The sequence below is a fragment of the Streptomyces sp. NBC_01294 genome (assembly GCF_035917235.1).
GTDB lineage: Bacteria > Actinomycetota > Actinomycetes > Streptomycetales > Streptomycetaceae > Streptomyces > Streptomyces caledonius.
In genome coordinates, this window is record NZ_CP108423.1 from 6,067,860 (window position 1) to 6,086,238 (window position 18,379).

Below are 18,379 nucleotides of genomic sequence, written 5' to 3' on the forward strand. Positions count from 1 at the left end.
ACCTGCCGGTTTCAGGAGGGCATTTCCGCATGACCAGCTCCAGCTCCGCACGACCCAGCCGCCGCCCCACCCGGGGCCGAGGTGCGGCCCAGGGACGTCCGAAGGCTGGCGCGGGACGGCAGAAGTCCGCCCCCGTGGCCAGGCCCCAAGAATTCACCATGCCCGAGCCGATCGCCCCGGCCCTCCCGCCGGTGTCCGCGTTCGAGGACATGGACATGCCCGAGGCGCTGCTGAAGACCCTCGCCGCCCAGGGCGTCACCGAGCCGTTCCCGATCCAGGCCGCGACGCTGCCGAACTCGCTCGCCGGCCGTGACCTGCTCGGCCGCGGCCGTACCGGCTCCGGCAAGACGCTGGCCTTCGGCCTGGCGCTGCTGGCCCGTACCGCCGGCCGCCGCGCGCAGCCGAAGCAGCCGCTCGCCCTGGTCCTCGTACCGACGCGCGAGCTCGCGCAGCAGGTCACCGACGCCCTGTCCCCGTACGCCACGGCCGTCAACCTGCGCATCGCGACCGTCGTCGGCGGCATGTCGATCAACCGGCAGTCGGGCGCCCTGCGCCGCGGCTCCGAGGTGCTCGTCGCCACCCCCGGCCGTCTGAAGGACCTCATCGACCGCGGTGACGCGGACCTCTCGCAGGTCTCGATCACCGTCCTCGACGAGGCCGACCAGATGACCGACATGGGCTTCATGCCGCAGGTCACGGCGCTGCTCAAGCAGGTCGAGTCCGGCGGCCAGCGCATGCTGTTCTCCGCGACGCTCGACAAGAACATCGACAAGCTCGTCAAGATGTTCCTGACCGACCCGGTCGGCCACTCCGTCGACCCGTCGGCCGGTGCGGTCACCACCATGGAGCACCACGTCCTGTACGTCATGGACGAGACCGACAAGAAGGCCGTGGCGACGCGTATAGCCGCTCGCGACGGCCGGGTGATCATGTTCGTGGACACCAAGCGCGGCGTGGACCGCATGGTCAAGAAGCTCCTGGCGGACGGCGTGCGCGCCTCCGGCCTGCACGGCGGCCGCTCGCAGCCGCAGCGCAACCGCACCCTGGACTGGTTCAAGACGGGCGAGGTCACCGCGCTGGTGGCGACGAACGTCGCCGCGCGCGGCATCCACATCGACGACCTCGACCTCGTCGTCAACGTGGACCCGCCCGCCGACCACAAGGACTACCTGCACCGCGGCGGCCGTACCGCCCGCGCCGGCGAGTCCGGCAGCGTGGTCACCCTGGTGCTGCCCGACCAGAAGCGGGACATGACCCGGCTGATGTCGGACGCCGGGATCTCCCCGCGCACCGCGCAGATCAAGTCCTCCGACGAGGAGCTGTCCCGGCTGACCGGCGCCAAGGAGCCCTCGGGCATCCCGGTGGTGCTGGACGTGCCGCAGCCGACCGCGCCGAAGCCCCGCAACGGGTCCGGCTCGGGTTCCGGTTCGGGCTCCGGCGCGCGCCGCCGCTCGGGCGGAGGCCCGCGTACCGGTTCGGCCACGGGCGGCGCCCCGGCGGCCGGCGGCCGCGGCCGCCGTTCCGGTGGCGGCGCCACCGGCCAGGCCCCGGCGGCCTCCGGGTCGGGCCAGGCCCGTCGCGGTGGCCAGGGCAGCGGCGCCGGGGCCACCGGCTCCGGCGAGCGCGGCCGGCGTACCGGTGGCGGCGCCACCGGTGGTGCGGCCGCGGCCTCCGCGCGCAGCCGGGTCGGCTCCGCGGGGCAGGGCCGCCGCCGCGCGGTCTGACCCGGGAGGGCGACGCGGGACGTACCACCACGACACGTGACGCGTCAGGCATGACGCGTCACGCATGACGTACGACGACGCCGGGCAGTGCTTCGCGCACTGCCCGGCGTCGTGCTGTCCGCCGGGCGTCAGCGGACCATCTTGTCCTGCAGCTTCGCCAGCGTCCGCAGGTCCAGGCCGAGGCCCTGTGTCAGGTAGCCGTAGAAGCTGCCGTAGTCGGCCTCCATCTGCGCCGTCGCCGCGTCCAGGTAGTCCTGGCGGACCTCCTGCAGCGGGATCAGCAGGTCGGGGTTCTGCATGCGGCCCGACTGCTTGAGGCCCGCCCGCAGCCGGGCGTCGTAGGCGGCGCGGAAGGTGTTCGACGCCAGGTAGTCGCCCTCGGCGGTCTCCTCGGGGACGGCCAGGGCGCGCAGCAGTACGTAGCTCATCCAGCCGGTGCGGTCCTTGCCGGACGTGCAGTGGTACAGGACCGGGCCCTGCCGGCCGTTCGCGATCTCCCGCAGGGTCGCCGCGAACTGCGCCCGGTTCTCGGGGCTGCTCACGAAGGTGCGGTAGATGTCGCGCATGTAGGCCTCGGCGCGGCCGCCGCCGAGCATCTGCTCCTGCGTGACGGGGTCGCCGCTGGAGATCGCGCCGACGAGGGTCCCGTACAGGCCGAGGTCGCTGACCGGGCGCGCGGTGGGGGAGAGTCCGGTGGGCAGCCGGTCGGCGCCGTCGTACTGGAGCTCCATCGGGATGCGGAAATCGACGACCTTCGTGAGGCCGAGACCGGAGACGGTGGTGACGTCGGCGTCGGTCAGCTTGCTCAGTGCGTCGGAGCGGTAGACGAGTCCCTGGCGGACCTTGCCGCCGGTCCAGGTGCGGTAGCCGCCGATGTCGCGGACGTTGACGGCGCCCTGGAGGGGGATCTGGCGAATCGTTTCATCTTGCTGTTGGTGCTGGTGGTGCCGGGCACTGACCCCGGCGCCGGGTGCCGCCGCCGCGTACGCGGAGGCGGGCAGGGTCCCGATGGCGAGTGCGGCGGCGACCGCCGCCGTCGCCAGGCGGATTCGGGCACGGCTCATGGCAACTCCTGTGACGGAGAAGGGGGATCACCCTGGTGGTGGCAGGGTGCGGAGCGAGTGCTGCCCGTTCGACTCATGCAGACGGTCCAGCACGGTGTGTGCCTCGGCCATGACGCGGGAGACGAGCTCCGCACAGGACGGGAGATCATCGATCACCCCCGCGACCTGGCCCGATGCCATGACGCCGAGGTCCGTACGGCCCTCGACCATGGACGCCTTGAGGAGCATGGGGGTGTTCGCGGCGAGCAGGACCTGGCTCCAGGACAGGTCCTTGCCGTGTTTCATCGCGAGGCCGTCGCGGACCATCTGCGGCCAGCTCAGACCGGACAGCTTCCGGAAGCCGGCCGCGTGCCGGACCGCCCGGGCCAGCGCCCGGGTGCGGCCCGCCCGCTCCAGGGAGTCGACCAGCGCGGTGCGCAGCATCCGGTGCGGCAGGCCGTCGACGGCCGTGGTGACGGTGACGTCCTTGACCGTGGCCCGCAGGTACCGGGCCTTCACGGCGTCCGGGACGGTGGAGTCCGAGGTCAGCAGGAAACGGGTGCCCATGGCGATGCCCGCCGCCCCGTACGACAGGGCCGCGACCAGGCCGCGCCCGTCGCAGAAGCCGCCCGCCGCGACCACCGGGATGTCCACGGCGTCCACGACCTGCGGCAGCAGCACCGTCGTGGCCACGTCCCCGGTGTGGCCGCCGCCCTCGCCGCCCTGCACGATCACCGCGTCGGCGCCCCAGGCGGCCACCTTCTCGGCGTGCCGCCGGGCCCCGATCGACGGAACGACGACCACGCCCGCGTCCTTGAGCCGCCCGATCAGCTCCTTGGAGGGCGCGAGGGCGAACGAGGCGACCCGCACCCCCTCGTCGATGATCAACTGGGCGCGCTCGGCCGCGTCCCCGGCGTCCGCGCGCAGATTGACCCCGAAGGGGGTCCCGTCCGGGACGCGGGACTTGACCTCGCGGACCGCCGCCCGCAGCTGGTCCACGGTCATCGTCGCCGAGGCGAGGATCCCCAGGGCCCCCGCGTTGGCGGCGCCCGACACCAGGCGGGGGCCGGCGACCCAGCCCATGCCCGTCTGCACGATGGGGTGCTCGACCCCGACCAGCTCGGTGAATGCCGTCCGCATCGGATCAGCCCCGTACTTCCCGGTCGCGCAGACCCTTGGGATCGATCACCTCGCGGATCAGCCGCAGCTCGTGCTCGGTCGGCTCCCGCGTGCAGGGGACCTCACCCTCACCGGAGAGCGCCAGCTCGAAGCCGGTGGCCGCCCGGACCTGGTCGGTGGTGACCCCGGGGTGGACGGAGGCCAGGCGCATCGAGTGGCCGGGCCCGGCGAAGTCGAAGACGCCGAGGTCGCTGACGACGCGGGGCAGGCGGTGGTAGCGGGTCACCCCGGCCGCCTCGGCGCGGTCGTAGCCGACGCCGCTGACCATGTCGACGCGTTCGACGAAGACCCGCGGGGAGTGCTTGGGGACCCAGTAGCTCACCGGGTTGTTCAGGGTGTTGACGGGCGCGCCCCGCACCCCGAGGAGCTGGCGGGCCGGCCGCTCCCAGTCGCCGATGCAGGAGATGTTCTGGTTGCCGTACCGGTCGATCTGGCTGGCGCCCATCATCACGTGCCGGCGGCCGCCGGTGACCATCGTCAGGTGGCGCCGGTACGGGAGCCAGCCCTCGGCCGTGCCGTCGAGTCCGACGAGCATGGCCTCGCCGTCGGTCAGGAGCAGGTCGGGGGAGAAGGTCCGCTTCGCGAGCCGGGCCCCGAAGGAGGGGATCAGGCCCATCGGGCTGGCGAGCACCTCGCCGTTGTCGCGCCAGGCCTCGGCGCAGGCGATCACACAGTATTCGGCGCGGGTGACGGTCGCGGTGCTCACTTCTGCTCCTCGTGCCAGGTCCGGACGGCGGACTGGTAGTCGTGTTCGCTCGCCCCCGAGAGGAAGCGCGCGGCGAACTCGGCCCAGGGGGTGGTCGCGTAGAACTTCTGGAAGGCCTCGTCGCGGTCGTGGTCGGGGACGCAGGAGGTGAAGTGCGCGCCGTTCGGCGTCTCGACGACCCCGGTGACGGAGTGGCGGCTGACGAGGAGGGACTGCGGGGGGCCGGCCTTGGCGAGCTCGGCGGTCTCGACGAGCCGTTCGCAGGAGACGTAGGCGGCGTCGGCGGCCTCGCAGAACAGGTCGTCGAAGTACGGGTCCGGGCCCAGGTACTGGGCGTTGCCGAGGCGGTCGGCGCGGTTCAGGTGGACCAGGGCGGCGTCCATGCGCAAGGCGGGGACGGCGACGAGCTCCTCGCCGTCGGCGTAGGGGGAGGTGACCGTGCGCAGCTCCGGGTTGACCCGCATCACGTCGGAGCCGAGGCCGGCGCGGACGGGGAGGAAGGGCAGCCGGTTGGCGGCGGCGTGCAGGCCCCACATGAACATGGCCTCGTCGAGCTCGGTGAGCGTGAAGGCGGCGCGCTCGCGGGCGGCCCGGAAATGGGGCTCCAGCGGGATGGAGTCGAGGGTGGCGAAGGGGGCGACGAGTCTGCGGATGCGGCCGGCGGCGGCCAGCAGGCCGACGTCGGGGCCGCCGTACGAGATCACGGTGAGATCGGTGATCTCGGACCGGAGCAGCGCTCGCACCAGGGCCATGGGCTTGCGCCGGGACCCCCAGCCGCCGATGCCGATGGTCATCCCGCTGCGCAACTGCCCGACCACCTCTTCGGGGGTCAGTACCTTGTCTGTCCTGTCCGTCCTGCCGCTCATGCGCGCTCTCCCTTCCCGAAGGCGTCGCGGACCCGGTCGGCGACCCCGCTGAGGTTGGCCTCGAAGGTGAAGCCCTGTTCGAAGCGGTAGCTGCGGCGCACGTCCACGGGGTCGATCCCGTTGATGGCCGCCTTGGCCAGCCGGATCAGGTAGCCGTCCTTCTTCGCGATCTCGGCGGCCAGTTCCAGGGCGGCGCCGCGCAGTTCCGCGCGCGGGACCACCTTCCACACCGAGCCGTGCGCGTGCAGTTCGGCGGCGGTCGCCGTGCGCGAGGTGTAGTACAGCGCGCGCATCAGGTGCTGCGGGACCAGCCGCGCCAGGTGGGTGGCGGCGCCGAGCGCGCCCCGGTCCAGCTCCGGCAGCCCGAAGGTCGCGTCGTCGGAGGCGACGATCGCGTCGGCGTTGCCGACCAGGCCGATGCCGCCGCCCAGACAGAACCCGTTCACGGCCGCGACGACCGGCACCTCGCACTCGTACACCGCGGCGAAGGCCTCGTAGCAGCCCCGGTTGGCGCCGATGAGGGCGGCGTGCCCGGTGTCGCGCTGCATCTCCTTGATGTCGACGCCGGCGTTGAAACCGCGGCCCTCGGCGGCCAGGACGACGCACCGGACCTCGGGGTCGCGGCCCGCGGCGCGCAGCGCGTCGGCGAGGTCGTACCAGCCCTGCACGGGCAGTGCGTTGACGGGGGGGAAGTCGACTGTGACGAGTGCGATGCCCTTGTCCGGGCTGGAGGTGGAGACACCCATGAGAGGATCAGCTACCTTTCCACCAAACATTTGTTAGGTGAGGAAGGTAGCAGCCTATGGAGCTCGACGGGAGGGTTGTCGTCGTCACCGGCGGAACCCGGGGCGTCGGCGCCGGGATCGCCCGGTCGTTCCTCGCGGCGGGCGCGCAGGTCGTCGTCTGCGCCCGGCGGCCCCCGGAGGAACCGGTCGCGGCGGGCGGCCGCACGGCCAGCTTCACCGCCGTCGACCTGCGCGATCCCGCCGCCGTGCACGACTTCTTCGGCGCGGTCGCGGGGCGCTACGGACGCCTCGACTGCCTGGTCAACAACGCGGGCGGCACCCCGTACCGGCTGCTGGGGGAGGGGGAGGCCCAACGCCACGCGCGGGTCGTCGAGCTCAACCTGCTGGCGCCGATGACGGCCTCGCTGGCCGCCCGTCCGTGGCTGCGGGAGGCACGCGGCTCGGTGGTGATGATCGGCAGCGTCAGCGGGACCCGGCCCTCGCCGGGGACGGCGGCGTACGGGGCGGCGAAGGCCGGGCTGGAGAACCTGGCCCGGTCCATGGCCGTGGAGTGGGCGCCCGAGGTACGCGTGAACTCGCTGGTCCTGGGCATGGTGCGGACCGAGCTGGCGCACCTGCACTACGGGGACGAGGCCGGCGTCGCCGCGGTCGGCGCGACCGTCCCGCTGGGACGGCTGGCGGAGCCCTCGGACGTGGGGCAGGCGGCGGTGTTCCTCGCCTCCGACCGGGCGGCGTACGTGAGCGGGGCGAGCCTGCTGGTGCACGGGGGCGGAGAGCGCCCGGCGTTTCTGGATGCGGCAACTGTGAACAAGGAGAGCTGAGATGGCGGGACTGTGCGAAGGCCGGGTCGTGATCGTGACGGGCGCGGGGCGGGGGCTGGGGCGGGCCCATGCGCTGGCCTTCGCGGCCGAGGGGGCGAAGGTCGTCGTGAACGACCTGGGGGTGGGGCTGGACGGACTGCCGGGGCCGGACGGCCCGGCGGCGCAGGTCGTCCGGGAGATCGAGGCACTGGGCGGGGAAGCCGTGGCGCACGGCCGGGACATCGCCACGTCGCAGGGTGCGACCTCCCTGGTGGAGACGGCGCTCGGCGCCTTTGGCCGCCTCGACACCCTGGTCAACAACGCGGGGTTCCTGCGGGACCGGATGCTCGTCAACCTGGACGAGGACGACTGGGACGCGGTCGTGCGGGTGCACCTGAAGGGGCACTTCCTGCCGCTGCGGGCGGCGGCCGTGTGGTGGCGGGCGGAGGCGAAGGCCGGCCGGCAGGTGGCCGCCCGGGTGGTCAACACCTCCTCGGGCGCCGGGCTGCTCGGCTCGGTCGGCCAGGGCAACTACAGCGCGGCCAAGGCGGGGATCCTCGGCCTCACGATGGTCGCGGCGCAGGAGATGGGCCCGTACGGGGTCCAGGTCAACGCGATCGCCCCGGCGGCGCGGACCCGGATGACCGAAGGGACCTTCGCCGAGACCATGGCCGCGCCGGAGGCGGGCGGCTTCGACGCGATGGCCCCGGAGAACGTGTCCCCGCTGGTGGTGTGGCTGGGCGCGGACGCCTCGGCCGGGGTCACCGGGCGGGTCTTCGAGGCGGAGGGCGGCCGGATCACGGTGATGGAGGGCTGGCGGCCCGGCCCGACGGCGGACCGGGGCGCGCGGTGGACGCCGGCGGAGGCGGGCGAGACCACGCTGAAGCTCCTCGCCGCGGCACCGGCCCCCCTGCCGGTGTACGGCGCGCGGTAACCCCTGCCGTCGGGCGTCGGGCGTCGGGCGTCGGGCGTCGGGCGGCGGGCGGTGGGCGGTCAGGCGGCGGGCGGACGGCGGGCCGCGAGCAGCGGGCGGGCCGGGTCCGGCCGCGCGGGGAATCGCGGTCGGACCCGGTTTCGCTCCGCCGGTCAGGGCCGTCCCGGCGGCTAGGGTTCCTGCTCCGGGACATGAGCAGAAGGGACCTGATGCGACGATGGCCGTCACGCCGACCCCGCAGAAGATCACCACGTTTCTGATGTTCGAGGGGCGAGCCGAGGAAGCGATGAGCTTCTACCTCTCGCTCTTCGACGACGCCGAGGTGCTGTCCATCAGCCGCTACGGCCCCGATGAGACCGGACCCGGGGCCGGAGCCGAGGGAACCGTGCAGCACGCGACCTTCTCCCTGGCCGGGCAGCAGTTCATGTGCATCGACAGCTCGGTCCACCACGAGTTCGGCTTCACGCCCGCGATGTCGCTGTACGTCCAGTGTGCGGACGAGGCCGAGATCGAGCGCCTCTACGCCGCCCTCGCCGAGGAGGGCCAGGAGCTGATGCCGCTGGGCTCGTACGGATTCAGCCCCAGGTTCGGCTGGGTGAACGACCGCTTCGGCGTCTCCTGGCAGCTGAACGTGGCGGCGCCGCCGTCCGCCGGCCAGTGACCCTGACCCTGGCATTGACGGTCGATCAGGGCGGCGGGATGGGTCGACTCCTGGGGATCGGGGCGTCAGTCGGTGCGGGAGAGTCCCTTGAGGGCCTGGTCGATGACCTGGGTCAGATCGTCGTGGCCCGCCGCCCGCTCCATGACGCGCCGCCCCTCCCGGTCGGGGGCCTGAAACGAAGCGGGCCCGGCCCCCTGGCGAGGGGTCGGGTCCGGGTCTTTTTCGGTGCGGTGGGATATGACTACCCGCTAGGTCCACGCGCTGAACCGCGGCGGGCCCATCATGTTCCCGGCTTTGCGGGTCAGGAGAGCTTGCCGTTGTAGTCCGGGAGCTTGACGGTGCGTTCGGCGTGGCCGCCGACCAGGTCGGTCGGGCTGTTGCCGATGTTGGCGATGATCGTGTAGCCGCGCGCCTCGATCTCCGCGCGCTTGCCCGTCTTGTACGCGCTGACCTCGTCGAACAGGTCGGGCAGGTCGCGGACGTAGAGCCCGGTGATCGGGTAGCCGACGGCCTTGAGGTTGTGCTCGGTGAGGGAGTGGATGATCCCCGGGCGGGCGGTGACGAAGAAGACGGCGACGCCGCGCGCGTGCGCGTACTGGGTCAGCGCGCGGACCTTGGTGATCGCGGGGGTCGGGAAGGTCCAGAACCAGTGGAAGTCCGTCTCCAGCGAGGTGTTGTCGATGTCGAGGACGAGCGCCGGCTTCTCGCCCGGGGGCGAGGCGGCGATGCGCTGCTCGATGGCGGGACGGGCCGCGTCGATGACGGCGGCTACCTCCCGCTGCCAGGTCGCGTAGTCGATGCCGAGGATGGCCGCGTTGCCGCCGGGTGCGGAGGCGGTCGAGAACGCGGTCGCGGACGCGGACGCGGGCGCCGGCGCGGCGGCGGGGGCCGCGTGGGCGGCGGTGGCCGGAACCAGCGTCAGGACGGCGGTCGCTGCGGCGACGCCGGCGGCGGTACGGGGCATACGGGTGCGGCGGGTACTGCGCATGTGGGGGCGCTCCCTCGGTCACGAATTGGCATGTACGTGACCAGAGTTGGCGAGAATCGCATGCATGTCTACTGGCCGGTAGGAAACTTTTCACGGCCGGGCGGTGAACGGTTTCAGGTGGTGCAGTCGAGGACCGTGTGGCACAGACCGCACCGCGCCCGCAACCGCCCGCGCACCGGCAACCGCAGCCGCTGCCGGCACACCGGGCACGGGAAGCTCACGCGCAAGCCGGAGTCGCCGCCCTGTTCGAAGCGGTACGCCGCCCCGTCCGCGGGGCCGGCTGCCGCCCTGTCCATCGCCCCGCCTGCCGACCCGTCCGCAGGGATCGACGCCCCGGCGCGGCGCGCCTTCGCGTACCGCCGCCGCGCGAGCGGGCCGGCGGCCGTCAGCGGGGCCCGGCGGTGGTCCCGCTCGGCCAGGGCGCGCCCGCGCGCGTAGGCCTCGTACGCCTGGGGGCTGGTGAACCAGGTGGACGGGTCCTCGCCGAACAGCGCGGCCCGTTTGGCGAGGACGTAGCCGAACTCCTCCGGCGTCAGGTAACCGAACTTCTGGTGCGTGAGCTCGTCCTCGCGGTAGGCGTCGAGCAGCAGCCAGCCCGCCCCCAGGTACGCGGCGGCGGTGTCGGTGAGGATCTCGTTCGCCGCGGAGTCGGGGAAGCCGAGGTCCAGCCGGTGCAGCAGGACGTGGGCCACCTCGTGGGACAGGGCTGCCGCCAGGTCCCGGCGGTGGGTGCGGAAGCGGTCGTTGACCTCGATGAAGTACTCGGGCCCCGCGGCCAGTTCCACCGTGGCCGCCTCATCCATCGGCCGGAAGGCGACGACCATGCGCGCGTCGGGCAGCCGGAGCGTGCGCACCATCGCGGAGGCCACCCGCTGCGCGCCCAGGTGCAGGTCGTCGGCGGCGTCGAAGGCGGCGTCGGCGGGGGTGAAACTCGCGTCGTAGGCGCGGATCCCGTCGGCCGAGAGCCGCCGGAAGAGCGCCGTGATCGAGGCCCGCACCGTCGCCAGGTGTGGAAATCCGTGCTCGATCGGGCCGCCCGGCCCGCCGTTGTGCGTCATCGCGTCCCCCTCGCCGCAATCCCTGGCGCCCGGGCCGGGAGTTGGCCGAAATTGCGTTCTTGATGCCCGCCATACGCCTGATGTGTCATGGACCCGTCATTCACCCGATGACGCGCACGGCCCAACCCCCCACGAAAGGCAGTGTGTTGACTGTGAGCACCCTTGAGCGGTTCATGAAGCGCACCCTCGCCGTCGGCGCGGTCGCCCTCGCGGCCGTCAGCCTCCAGCCCGGCACCGCCAGCGCCGGCCCGGCACCCGTCGTAGGCGGCACCCGCGCCGCCCAGGGAGAGTTCCCCTTCATGGTGCGCCTCTCCATGGGCTGCGGCGGCGCCCTGTACACCCAGCAGATCGTCCTCACCGCCGCCCACTGCGTGAACGGCTCCGGCAACAACACCTCCATCACCGCCACCGCCGGAGTCGTCGACCTCAACAGCTCCAGCGCCATCAAGGTCAAGTCCACCAAGGTCCTGCGGGCCCCCGGCTACAACGGCACGGGCAAGGACTGGGCCCTGATCAAGCTCGCCAAGCCCATCAACCTGCCCACCCTCAAGATCGCCGAGACCAAGGCCTACGACAACGGCACCTTCACCGTCGCCGGCTGGGGCGCCACCCGCGAGGGCGGCGGTCAGCAGCGCTACCTCATGAAGGCCACCGTCCCCTTCGTCTCCGACGCCGACTGTCAGGCCGCGTACGGCGGCGACCTCGTCCCCGGCGAGGAAATCTGCGCCGGCCTCCTGGACCAGGGCGGCGTCGACACCTGCCAGGGCGACTCCGGCGGTCCGATGTTCCGCCGCGACAACGCCGGCGCCTGGATCCAGGTCGGCATCGTCAGCTGGGGCATAGGCTGCGCCCGCCCCGACTACCCGGGCGTCTACACCGAGGTCTCCACCTTCGCCGCCCAGATCAAGAGCGCCGCGGCAAGCATGTAGCACCCGCACCCGCACCCGCACCCGCACCCGCACTCGCACCCGCACTCGCACCCCCACCGCCTCGTTCTTCCGGCCGGTCGCGAACCGGCCTGAAGGACGAGGCGCCGCGCCCCCCACGCCCGTAGGGTCGGCCGGAGCGGTGCCTTCCGGCCGGCTGTGCGGTTGCGGGCCGACGCGCGCACCGCTCCCATGGGAAGCAACCGGCGGCGGCAGCGGGCGACAGTGGGGCAGGTGGCGCATGGCGATCAGAGTGGTCATCGCGGACGACCAGGAGATGGTCAGAACCGGCTTCCGGATGATCCTCGAAAGCCAGCCGGACATCGAGGTCGTCGCCGACGTGGTCGACGGCGAGGCCGCCCTCGCCGCGGTCGCCGAGCACCGGCCCGACGTCCTGCTCCTCGACATCCGGATGCCCAAGATCGACGGCCTCGAAGTCACCCGGCGCCTGGCCGGGCAGGACACGACGCGCATCGTCATCGTCACCACCTTCGACCTCGACGAGTACGTCCACGCGGCGCTCCACGGCGGAGCGTCCGGCTTCCTCCTGAAGGACGCCAGCCCGGCCATGCTGGTTGAAGCCGTCCGGGCGGCGGCCGTCGGCGACTCCCTCGTCTCGCCCGCCATCACCGTGCGGCTGCTGCGCGACATGGCCCCCCGGACCCCGGCCTCGCAGGCCCGCCGCCCCGCGGAGCCCCTGACGGAGCGGGAGCGCGAGGTCGTCCGCTGCCTCGCACGCGGGCTGACCAACGCCGAGATCGCCGCGGAACTCTTCGTCTCCCTGTCCACCGTCAAAACCCACCTGGCCAACGTCCAGGCCAAACTCGACGCCCGCAACCGCGTCGAGATCGCCGCCTGGGCCTGGGAAAGCGGCCTGGCCGCCACCTCGGCGTGACCCACCCCCTCCACCCTCCCGCCCCGCCCCCTCCCGGGCGATCCCAGCCGCGCGCTGCGTCCGGGGCCGGGCAATTCCAGCCGTGCGTTGCCGAGGGGGCCGGGCAAATCCAGCCTCCTGCCGCGCTCGGGCCCGGGCAATTCCAGCCGCGCGCTGCGGTCGAGGCCCGGCAAATTCAGCCTCGCCGGCGTTTGAGGCGCGGGGTCTGGGGCGGAGCCCCAGGGAGCTCCGGCGCAGCCGCCCCGCACCCGCGCAGCCGCACCCGCACGTCCCCCCGTACCCCCACGCGCACCCCCACGCGCACCCCCACCCCCACCGCCACACCCCACCGCCCCGGGGCCACTCGATGAGCCCCCTGTCCGGCTGGGCCCGCCACCACCCCCACACCGCCCGCTGGCTCCGTCTCTCCCTCTCCCTCGTCCTCCTCGCCCTCGTCACCTTCGAGGGCGTCGTCCTCGCCCGCCAGCCCAGCCTCCCGCACGCCGCCGTATGGGCGTCCGGCATCCTCGTCTGCGTCAGCGCCGCGCCCTGGCCAGCGATCCCCCTCCTCACCCGCGCCTGGTTCGCCGCCGCCGTGACCTGGACCGTCACCTTCCTGCTGATCTTCGGCAACCACCCCCTCGTCGTCTGGGGCGGCGGCGAGGCCCTCGCCCTCCTCGTCCTGCTCTCCCAGGTCCTGATCCGCGCCCCCGCCCGGACCGCCGCCGTCCTCGGCCCGCTCCTCGGTCTGGGCTGCATGGCCGTACCGGCCCGGGACACCGACCCCGGCCGGTTCACGCTGCTCTTCTCCGTCCTGGCCGTCGTCGTCGGCGCGTACTCGCTCCTCCTGCGCATGCAGTCGGCCCAGCGCGTACTCGACCTGCGCGCCGTCCGCACCGCCGAACGCCTGGAACTCGCCCGCGAGCTCCACGACCTCGTCGCCCACCACGTCACCGGCATCGTGGTCGAGGCGCGGGCCGCCCGTTTCACCAAGGTCTCCGCGGAACGCGCGGGCGAGATCTTCGGCCGGATCGAGACCGCCGGGGACGAGGCCCTCGGCTCGATGCGCCGCCTCGTCACGATCCTGCGCGAGGGCGACGGCGTCACGGCCGCCACCACCCCCGTCGCCGGCCTCGCCGACATCCGAGGGCTCACCGAGCGCTTCTCCGTGACCGGGCCGCCGGTCGTGCTGTTCGTCGAGAACGGGCTGGAGGAACGGCTCCCCGCCCACGTCGCGGCCACCGCCCACCGCATCGTCCTCGAAGCCCTCACCAACATCGGCAAGCACGCCTCCACCGCGACCGCGGTCCGGGTCGGTCTGCGCACCGTCCCGGCCGGCCTGGAGGTCCGCATCGCCGACGACGGCGGCCACCCCGCCAAACTCTCCGAGAGCGCCCGCGGTGGCGGCTACGGCCTCGCCGGCATGGCCGAACGCGCGGAGGCCCTCGGCGGCTCCCTCGCCGCAGGGCCCACCCCCGAGGGCGGCTGGCTCGTCACCGCGATCCTGCCGCTGTGAACCGCCGCGGGCCCGCGGGAAACCCGGCCAGGGCCATGAACGCAGCCCGTACCCGGCCCCCCGCTAGCCCAGTGCGATGGCCCGCAGGGCCGCCAGGTGCCGCTGGTAGACGGCGCGCCCCTCGGGCGTCAGCGAGATCCAGGTGCGCACGCGGCGCCCGACCCGGCCCTTGCGCACCGTCACCCAGCCCGCCTCCTCCAGTGCCGCCACCTGCTTGGACAGCGCCGAGTCGGTGACCTCGACCAGGTCCCGTACGAAACCGAACTCGGCTTTGTCCAGCGGAGCCAGCGCCGCCACCACCGACAGCCGTACGGGCGCGTTGAGCAGCGGTGCGAGGTCGTGCCGCGGGTGGGGGCCGCGCTTCGCGCCCGCGGCGCCTTCCGCCTCCGCTGCCGCCTCTGCTCCCGCCTCTGCTCCCGCCTCCGCTGCCGCCTCTGCTCCCGCCCCCGCTGCCGCCTCTGCGGCGCCGGGGACCTCCTCGTCCGTCATGCCGCGCTCCGCGTCTCGGACCAGGCACCGACGGCGAGCGGCAGCGCACACCCCACCGCCGCCACCGCCGCGAACGGCACGCTGCTGCCGAAGGCCGTGCTGCCGAGCGTCACCGTCAGGGCGAAGAGCACCGCCCACGACCCCAGCAGCACCCCGTGCTTCACGCCGAACCCCCGCCGCACCACGCGCTGCCGCGCCGCGTACACGCTCAGCCCGGTCACGAGGGCCGTGTTGGCCGCCGCGAACACCAGCGCTGAGGTGAGGCCGTGCCACAGCACGGCCATCGGCACGAGCACCAGCTGCCCGGCGGCGAACGCCCACAGATAACGCGCGTACCAGCCACTGCGCTCCCGCGCGGCCTTCTCCAGACCGGCCGCCCGGCCCAACGCCCCGGCCGCCTCCGCCGCCTCGTGCATGGTTCCCCCTCGTCGCCCACGGATGATCAGTTCATCGGTCGTTTTCCACTGTGGCGAATACTTTCCATTCTGGCAAGTACTGGCGCGAATGGAAACGCACGAGGGGTCCCACGAAGCGTTCCCGTCTCACAGGCCGACTGCCCGAGGAAACACCGGCCGCGGCCACGTATTCTCGGGAACCATGAACATCAGCGACCTCGACAACGGCACAGGCACGGGCAAAGGCCCCGGCGACATCGACGAGAACGTCAGCGCCGAACTCGCCCGCCTGCGGGACAGCATCGACAACATCGACGCGGCCGTGGTCCACATGCTCGCCGAGCGCTTCAAGTGCACCCAGCAGGTCGGCCACCTCAAGGCCAGGCACCAGCTGCCCCCCGCCGACCCGGGCCGCGAGGCCAGCCAGATCGCCCGGCTGCGCCAGCTCGCCGAGAACGCCAAGCTCGACCCCGCCTTCGCCGAGAAGCTCCTCAACTTCATCATCGCCGAGGTCATCCGCCACCACGAGACGATCGCTGCGGGCGAAGAGCAGTAGCTCGGGGTCCGGCCGCTCGCTGGGGCAGCATGGCCCCATGTCCGCACTGACGCGCAACGAAGCGCAGCTCCGAGCCCGGCTCATCGACGTCCACCACTACGCCGTCACCCTCGACCTCACCGGCGACGACGACACCTTCGACTCCACCACCGTCATCCGGTTCACCGCCCGCACCGCCGGAGACACCTTCGTCGAACTGAAGCCGGTCGAACTGCGCTCCGCCACCCTCGACGGCCAGCCCGTCGACGTGGCGGCCCTCGAAGACAACCGCCTCCCGCTCACCGGCCTCACCGAGGGCCACCACGAGCTGCACCTCGACACCCGCATGCGCTACTCCCGCACCGGCGAGGGCCTGCACCGCTTCACCGACCCCGCGGACGGCCGGACGTACGTCTACAGCCAGATGTTCATGGACGACGTCCAGCGGGTCTTCCCGGCCTTCGACCAGCCCGACCTCAAGGCCGTCTTCGAATTCACCGTCACCGCCCCCGCCCACTGGACCGTCCTCGCCAACGGCATCACCACCCGCACCGACGACGGCAACACGGACGACGGCAACACGGGCGACGGGAACACGGGCGACGGGAACACCGGCGACGGAAGCACCGGCGACAGCGCCGTCTGGCGGTCCGCGCCGACACCCCCCATCTCCACCTACCTCGCCGCCGTCGCCGCCGGCCCCTGGCACAGCATCCGCACCGAACACGCCGGACTGCCCTTCGGCATCCACTGCCGCCAGTCCCTCGCCCCCCACATGGACGTCGACGCCGAGGAGATCCTCTCCGTCACCAAGGACTGCTTCGACCGGTACCAGGAGAAGTTCACCGAGCCCTACCCCTTCGACTCCTACGACCAGGCCTTCGTACCCGAGTTCAACGCCGGCGCCATGGAGAACCCGGGACTGGTCACCTTCCGCGACGAGTTCATCTACCGCTCCGCCGTCACCGACACCGAACGCCAGTCCCGCGCCATGGTCATCGCCCACGAGATGGCCCACATGTGGTTCGGCGACCTCGTCACCCTCGCCTGGTTCGACGACATCTGGCTCAACGAGTCCTTCGCCGAGTACATGGGCTACCAGACCCTCACCGAAGCCACCCGCTTCACCGACACCTGGACCGACTTCGGCGTCACCCGCAAGCCCTGGGGCTACGACGCCGACCAGCGCCCCTCCACCCACCCCGTCGCCCCCGCCCCCGACGACGTCCCCGACACCGCCTCCGCCCTCCTCAACTTCGACGGCATCTCCTACGCCAAGGGCGCCTCCGCCCTGCGCCAACTCGTCGCCTGGCTCGGCGAGAAGGACTTCCTGGCCGGCATCAACACCCACTTCGCCCGCCACAAGTTCGCCAACGCCTCCCTCGCCGACTTCATCGAGTCCCTCGCCGCCCACACCGAACGCGACGTCCGCGCCTGGGCCGACATCTGGCTGCGCACCACCGGCGCCGACACCCTCACCCCACGGATCGAGGAGACCACCGCCGCCCATGACGGCGCCGCCGGCTGGACCCTCACCGTCGACCGCCAGGGCAGCCGCCCGCACCACATCACCGTCGGCATCTACGACCGCGTCCCCGGGGACGGCCGGAACCTGGAACTGCGCGAACACCTCGACCTCGACGTCCCCACCGACGAGGTCGTCTCGGCCGGCGGAACCCGCCCCGCACTCCTCCTCCTCAACGACGGGGACCTCACCTACGCCAAGATCCGCCTCGACGAGATCTCCGTCCAGACGGTCCTGCGCAGCCTCTCCGGCATCCCCGACGCCCTCACCCGCGCCGTCGTCTGGAACGCCCTGCGCGACATGGTCCGCGACGGCGAACTCGCCCCGCAGGACTACCTGCTGACCGCCGAGGCCCACCTGCCCCACGAACACGACCTGGCCGTCGTCCAGGGCGTCCTCTCCTTCGCCCGCACCCAGGTCGCGGACCGCTACGTCGCCCCCGAGGAGCGGCACGCCGCCCTCGCCACCATCACCACCCTCGCCCGCGACCTGCTGCGCACCACCGAGGACGGCTCGGACCCCGGCCTGCGGCTGACCGCCGTACGCACCCTCATCGACAGCGCCACCCAGCCCGACACCATCGACTCCTGGCTCGCCGAGGGCGCCGTCCCCGGCGGCCCCACGCTCGACCCCGAACTGCGCTGGCGCATCCTCGCCCGCCTCGCCGTCCTCGGCACCGTCGAAGAGGCCGACATCGACGCCGCCCTCGCCGCCGACCCCAGCGCCACCGGCGAGGAAGGCGCGGCCCGCTGCCGCGCCGCACTCCCCACGCCACAGGCCAAGGCCGCCGCCTGGGACCGGCTCTTCCACGACGACAGCCTGTCCAACTACCTCTTCAGCGCCACCGCCCAGGGCTTCTGGCAGCCCGAACAGACCGACCTGGTGAAGGAGTACGTGCCCCGCTACTACCCGGACGCCGTCGCCCTCGGCGCCCGCCGCGGCCCGGCCATCGGCGAAGCGGCCGGCCGCTGGGCCTTCCCCGCCTACGCCGTCGACGAGGCCAACCTCCAGGCCGGCCACGCCTGCCTCGCCACCCCGGACATCCTCCCGCTCCTGCGCCGCAAGCTCGTCGACCAACTCGACGACCTGTCCCGCGCCCTGCGCGTCCGCACGGCCTGACCCCCCGGCAGGGCCGGCGCACCCACCGCACGCACCTGGCTCGGGCGTGCGCCGGACCCGCCGCACCATCCAGCCCCGCCGGCGTTTGAGGCGCGGGTCCGGGGCGGAGCCCCGATCCGGGAGCCCCGCCGGTGATTGAGGCGCGGGCCCGGGCAGAGACCGCCCGGGCCCCGCACCCCACAGCCGGCCAACCGCCGGGGAGACGGCCGCAGATCACGGACAAACCCCGGCGGTTACCCCATTCGGGTCGGATCGTTGTACTGGCCGGGTGCTCCGCCCCGCACCCGGCCACCCC

The 18,379-nt window shown here is 73.0% G+C and carries 18 protein-coding genes; 9 read left to right on the forward strand and 9 right to left on the reverse strand.

Annotated elements, in window-relative coordinates:
* Positions 1–29: 29 nt before the first annotated feature.
* Positions 30–1,724 carry a DEAD/DEAH box helicase gene (locus tag OG534_RS27425; RefSeq protein ID WP_326591490.1) on the forward strand — a complete coding sequence of 565 codons (1,695 nt, stop codon included), beginning with the start codon at positions 30–32 and terminating at the stop codon, positions 1,722–1,724.
* A 128-nt stretch (positions 1,725–1,852) separates the two neighbouring features.
* On the opposite strand, the gene OG534_RS27430 is transcribed toward OG534_RS27425, so the two are convergent.
* The 5 genes from OG534_RS27430 to OG534_RS27450 are packed head-to-tail and all read right to left on the reverse strand — an operon-like array spanning position 1,853 to position 6,264.
* The gene (locus OG534_RS27430; protein WP_326591491.1) at positions 1,853–2,788 is read right to left on the reverse strand and encodes a tyrosine-protein phosphatase; all 936 of its coding nucleotides are present in this window, start codon (positions 2,786–2,788) and stop codon (positions 1,853–1,855) included.
* Positions 2,789–2,815: 27 nt separating this feature from the next.
* On the reverse strand, positions 2,816–3,907 hold the full coding sequence (locus OG534_RS27435; RefSeq protein ID WP_326591494.1) for an NAD(P)H-dependent flavin oxidoreductase: 1,092 nt from the start codon (positions 3,905–3,907) through the stop codon (positions 2,816–2,818).
* A gap of 4 nt (positions 3,908–3,911) precedes the next feature.
* Entirely contained in the window at positions 3,912–4,652 is a 741-nt protein-coding gene (locus OG534_RS27440) for a CoA-transferase subunit beta (protein WP_326591495.1), read from the reverse strand.
* Positions 4,649–5,518, reverse strand: a complete 870-nt coding sequence (locus OG534_RS27445; RefSeq protein WP_326591497.1) for a CoA transferase subunit A — start codon at positions 5,516–5,518, stop codon at positions 4,649–4,651. Before OG534_RS27445 ends, OG534_RS27440 begins: the two co-directional genes overlap by 4 nt.
* On the reverse strand, positions 5,515–6,264 hold the full coding sequence (locus tag OG534_RS27450) for an enoyl-CoA hydratase family protein (protein ID WP_326591498.1): 750 nt from the start codon (positions 6,262–6,264) through the stop codon (positions 5,515–5,517). Before OG534_RS27450 ends, OG534_RS27445 begins: the two co-directional genes overlap by 4 nt.
* A gap of 56 nt (positions 6,265–6,320) precedes the next feature.
* On the opposite strand from OG534_RS27450, the gene OG534_RS27455 reads away from it, so the two are divergent.
* The 3 genes from OG534_RS27455 to OG534_RS27465 all read left to right on the forward strand — a co-directional run bounded on the left by OG534_RS27455 (position 6,321) and on the right by OG534_RS27465 (position 8,659).
* On the forward strand, positions 6,321–7,085 hold the full coding sequence (locus OG534_RS27455; RefSeq protein ID WP_326591499.1) for an SDR family oxidoreductase: 765 nt from the start codon (positions 6,321–6,323) through the stop codon (positions 7,083–7,085).
* Between the two features lies 1 nt (position 7,086).
* Positions 7,087–7,998, forward strand: coding sequence for an SDR family oxidoreductase (locus tag OG534_RS27460; protein WP_326591500.1), 912 nt, complete (start codon positions 7,087–7,089; stop codon positions 7,996–7,998).
* Between the two features lie 217 nt (positions 7,999–8,215).
* Complete coding sequence (locus tag OG534_RS27465) at positions 8,216–8,659, forward strand: VOC family protein (protein ID WP_326591502.1); 444 nt, start codon at positions 8,216–8,218, stop codon at positions 8,657–8,659.
* Positions 8,660–8,960: 301 nt separating this feature from the next.
* On the opposite strand, the gene OG534_RS27470 is transcribed toward OG534_RS27465, so the two are convergent.
* Both OG534_RS27470 and OG534_RS27475 read right to left on the reverse strand, forming a co-directional pair.
* Positions 8,961–9,647 (reverse strand): HAD family acid phosphatase, encoded by a 687-nt coding sequence (locus OG534_RS27470; protein ID WP_326591503.1) that lies wholly within the window; start codon positions 9,645–9,647, stop codon positions 8,961–8,963.
* A gap of 113 nt (positions 9,648–9,760) precedes the next feature.
* Positions 9,761–10,705, reverse strand: coding sequence for a hypothetical protein (locus tag OG534_RS27475; protein ID WP_326591504.1), 945 nt, complete (start codon positions 10,703–10,705; stop codon positions 9,761–9,763).
* A gap of 173 nt (positions 10,706–10,878) precedes the next feature.
* On the opposite strand from OG534_RS27475, the gene OG534_RS27480 reads away from it, so the two are divergent.
* The 3 genes from OG534_RS27480 (at position 10,879) to OG534_RS27490 (ending at position 14,021) form a co-directional block, all read left to right on the forward strand.
* Entirely contained in the window at positions 10,879–11,634 is a 756-nt protein-coding gene (locus OG534_RS27480; RefSeq protein WP_374778253.1) for a serine protease, read from the forward strand.
* Positions 11,635–11,872: 238 nt separating this feature from the next.
* Positions 11,873–12,526 carry a response regulator transcription factor gene (locus OG534_RS27485; protein WP_326591508.1) on the forward strand — a complete coding sequence of 218 codons (654 nt, stop codon included), beginning with the start codon at positions 11,873–11,875 and terminating at the stop codon, positions 12,524–12,526.
* A 346-nt stretch (positions 12,527–12,872) separates the two neighbouring features.
* Positions 12,873–14,021 carry a sensor histidine kinase gene (locus OG534_RS27490; RefSeq protein ID WP_326591510.1) on the forward strand — a complete coding sequence of 383 codons (1,149 nt, stop codon included), beginning with the start codon at positions 12,873–12,875 and terminating at the stop codon, positions 14,019–14,021.
* A gap of 63 nt (positions 14,022–14,084) precedes the next feature.
* Here the strand turns inward: OG534_RS27490 and OG534_RS27495 are convergent, their stop codons facing one another.
* Both OG534_RS27495 and OG534_RS27500 read right to left on the reverse strand, forming a co-directional pair.
* Entirely contained in the window at positions 14,085–14,510 is a 426-nt protein-coding gene (locus tag OG534_RS27495; RefSeq protein ID WP_326591511.1) for a transcriptional regulator, read from the reverse strand.
* Positions 14,507–14,926: a hypothetical protein gene (locus OG534_RS27500; RefSeq protein ID WP_326591513.1), complete on the reverse strand. Its 420-nt coding sequence runs from the start codon at positions 14,924–14,926 to the stop codon at positions 14,507–14,509. Before OG534_RS27500 ends, OG534_RS27495 begins: the two co-directional genes overlap by 4 nt.
* A 181-nt stretch (positions 14,927–15,107) precedes the next feature.
* Here OG534_RS27500 and OG534_RS27505 point away from each other — a divergent pair, with 181 nt between their 5' ends.
* Entirely contained in the window at positions 15,108–15,461 is a 354-nt protein-coding gene (locus OG534_RS27505) for a chorismate mutase (protein WP_326591515.1), read from the forward strand.
* A 37-nt stretch (positions 15,462–15,498) separates the two neighbouring features.
* A complete protein-coding gene (gene pepN / locus OG534_RS27510) occupies positions 15,499–18,084 on the forward strand; it encodes an aminopeptidase N (protein WP_326591517.1) in 2,586 nt (861 codons plus the stop codon).
* Positions 18,085–18,379 lie beyond the last annotated feature (295 nt).

What these genes read in the sequence shown, in the direction of transcription:
- pepN (WP_326591517.1), top strand. Translation starts at nt 15,499, where the DNA reads ATGTCCGCACTGACGCGCAACGAAGCGCAGCTCCGAGCCCGGCTCATC.
- OG534_RS27460 (WP_326591500.1), top strand. Translation starts at nt 7,087, where the DNA reads ATGGCGGGACTGTGCGAAGGCCGGGTCGTGATCGTGACGGGCGCGGGG.
- OG534_RS27505 (WP_326591515.1), top strand. Translation starts at nt 15,108, where the DNA reads ATGAACATCAGCGACCTCGACAACGGCACAGGCACGGGCAAAGGCCCC.
- OG534_RS27480 (WP_374778253.1), top strand. Translation starts at nt 10,879, where the DNA reads ATGAAGCGCACCCTCGCCGTCGGCGCGGTCGCCCTCGCGGCCGTCAGC.
- OG534_RS27485 (WP_326591508.1), top strand. Translation starts at nt 11,873, where the DNA reads ATGGCGATCAGAGTGGTCATCGCGGACGACCAGGAGATGGTCAGAACC.
- OG534_RS27425 (WP_326591490.1), top strand. Translation starts at nt 30, where the DNA reads ATGACCAGCTCCAGCTCCGCACGACCCAGCCGCCGCCCCACCCGGGGC.
- OG534_RS27475 (WP_326591504.1), bottom strand. Translation starts at nt 10,705, where the DNA reads ATGACGCACAACGGCGGGCCGGGCGGCCCGATCGAGCACGGATTTCCA.
- OG534_RS27465 (WP_326591502.1), top strand. Translation starts at nt 8,216, where the DNA reads ATGGCCGTCACGCCGACCCCGCAGAAGATCACCACGTTTCTGATGTTC.
- OG534_RS27445 (WP_326591497.1), bottom strand. Translation starts at nt 5,518, where the DNA reads ATGAGCGGCAGGACGGACAGGACAGACAAGGTACTGACCCCCGAAGAG.
- OG534_RS27430 (WP_326591491.1), bottom strand. Translation starts at nt 2,788, where the DNA reads ATGAGCCGTGCCCGAATCCGCCTGGCGACGGCGGCGGTCGCCGCCGCA.
- OG534_RS27490 (WP_326591510.1), top strand. Translation starts at nt 12,873, where the DNA reads ATGAGCCCCCTGTCCGGCTGGGCCCGCCACCACCCCCACACCGCCCGC.
- OG534_RS27500 (WP_326591513.1), bottom strand. Translation starts at nt 14,926, where the DNA reads ATGCACGAGGCGGCGGAGGCGGCCGGGGCGTTGGGCCGGGCGGCCGGT.
- OG534_RS27495 (WP_326591511.1), bottom strand. Translation starts at nt 14,510, where the DNA reads ATGACGGACGAGGAGGTCCCCGGCGCCGCAGAGGCGGCAGCGGGGGCG.
- OG534_RS27455 (WP_326591499.1), top strand. Translation starts at nt 6,321, where the DNA reads ATGGAGCTCGACGGGAGGGTTGTCGTCGTCACCGGCGGAACCCGGGGC.
- OG534_RS27435 (WP_326591494.1), bottom strand. Translation starts at nt 3,907, where the DNA reads ATGCGGACGGCATTCACCGAGCTGGTCGGGGTCGAGCACCCCATCGTG.
- OG534_RS27470 (WP_326591503.1), bottom strand. Translation starts at nt 9,647, where the DNA reads ATGCGCAGTACCCGCCGCACCCGTATGCCCCGTACCGCCGCCGGCGTC.
- OG534_RS27450 (WP_326591498.1), bottom strand. Translation starts at nt 6,264, where the DNA reads ATGGGTGTCTCCACCTCCAGCCCGGACAAGGGCATCGCACTCGTCACA.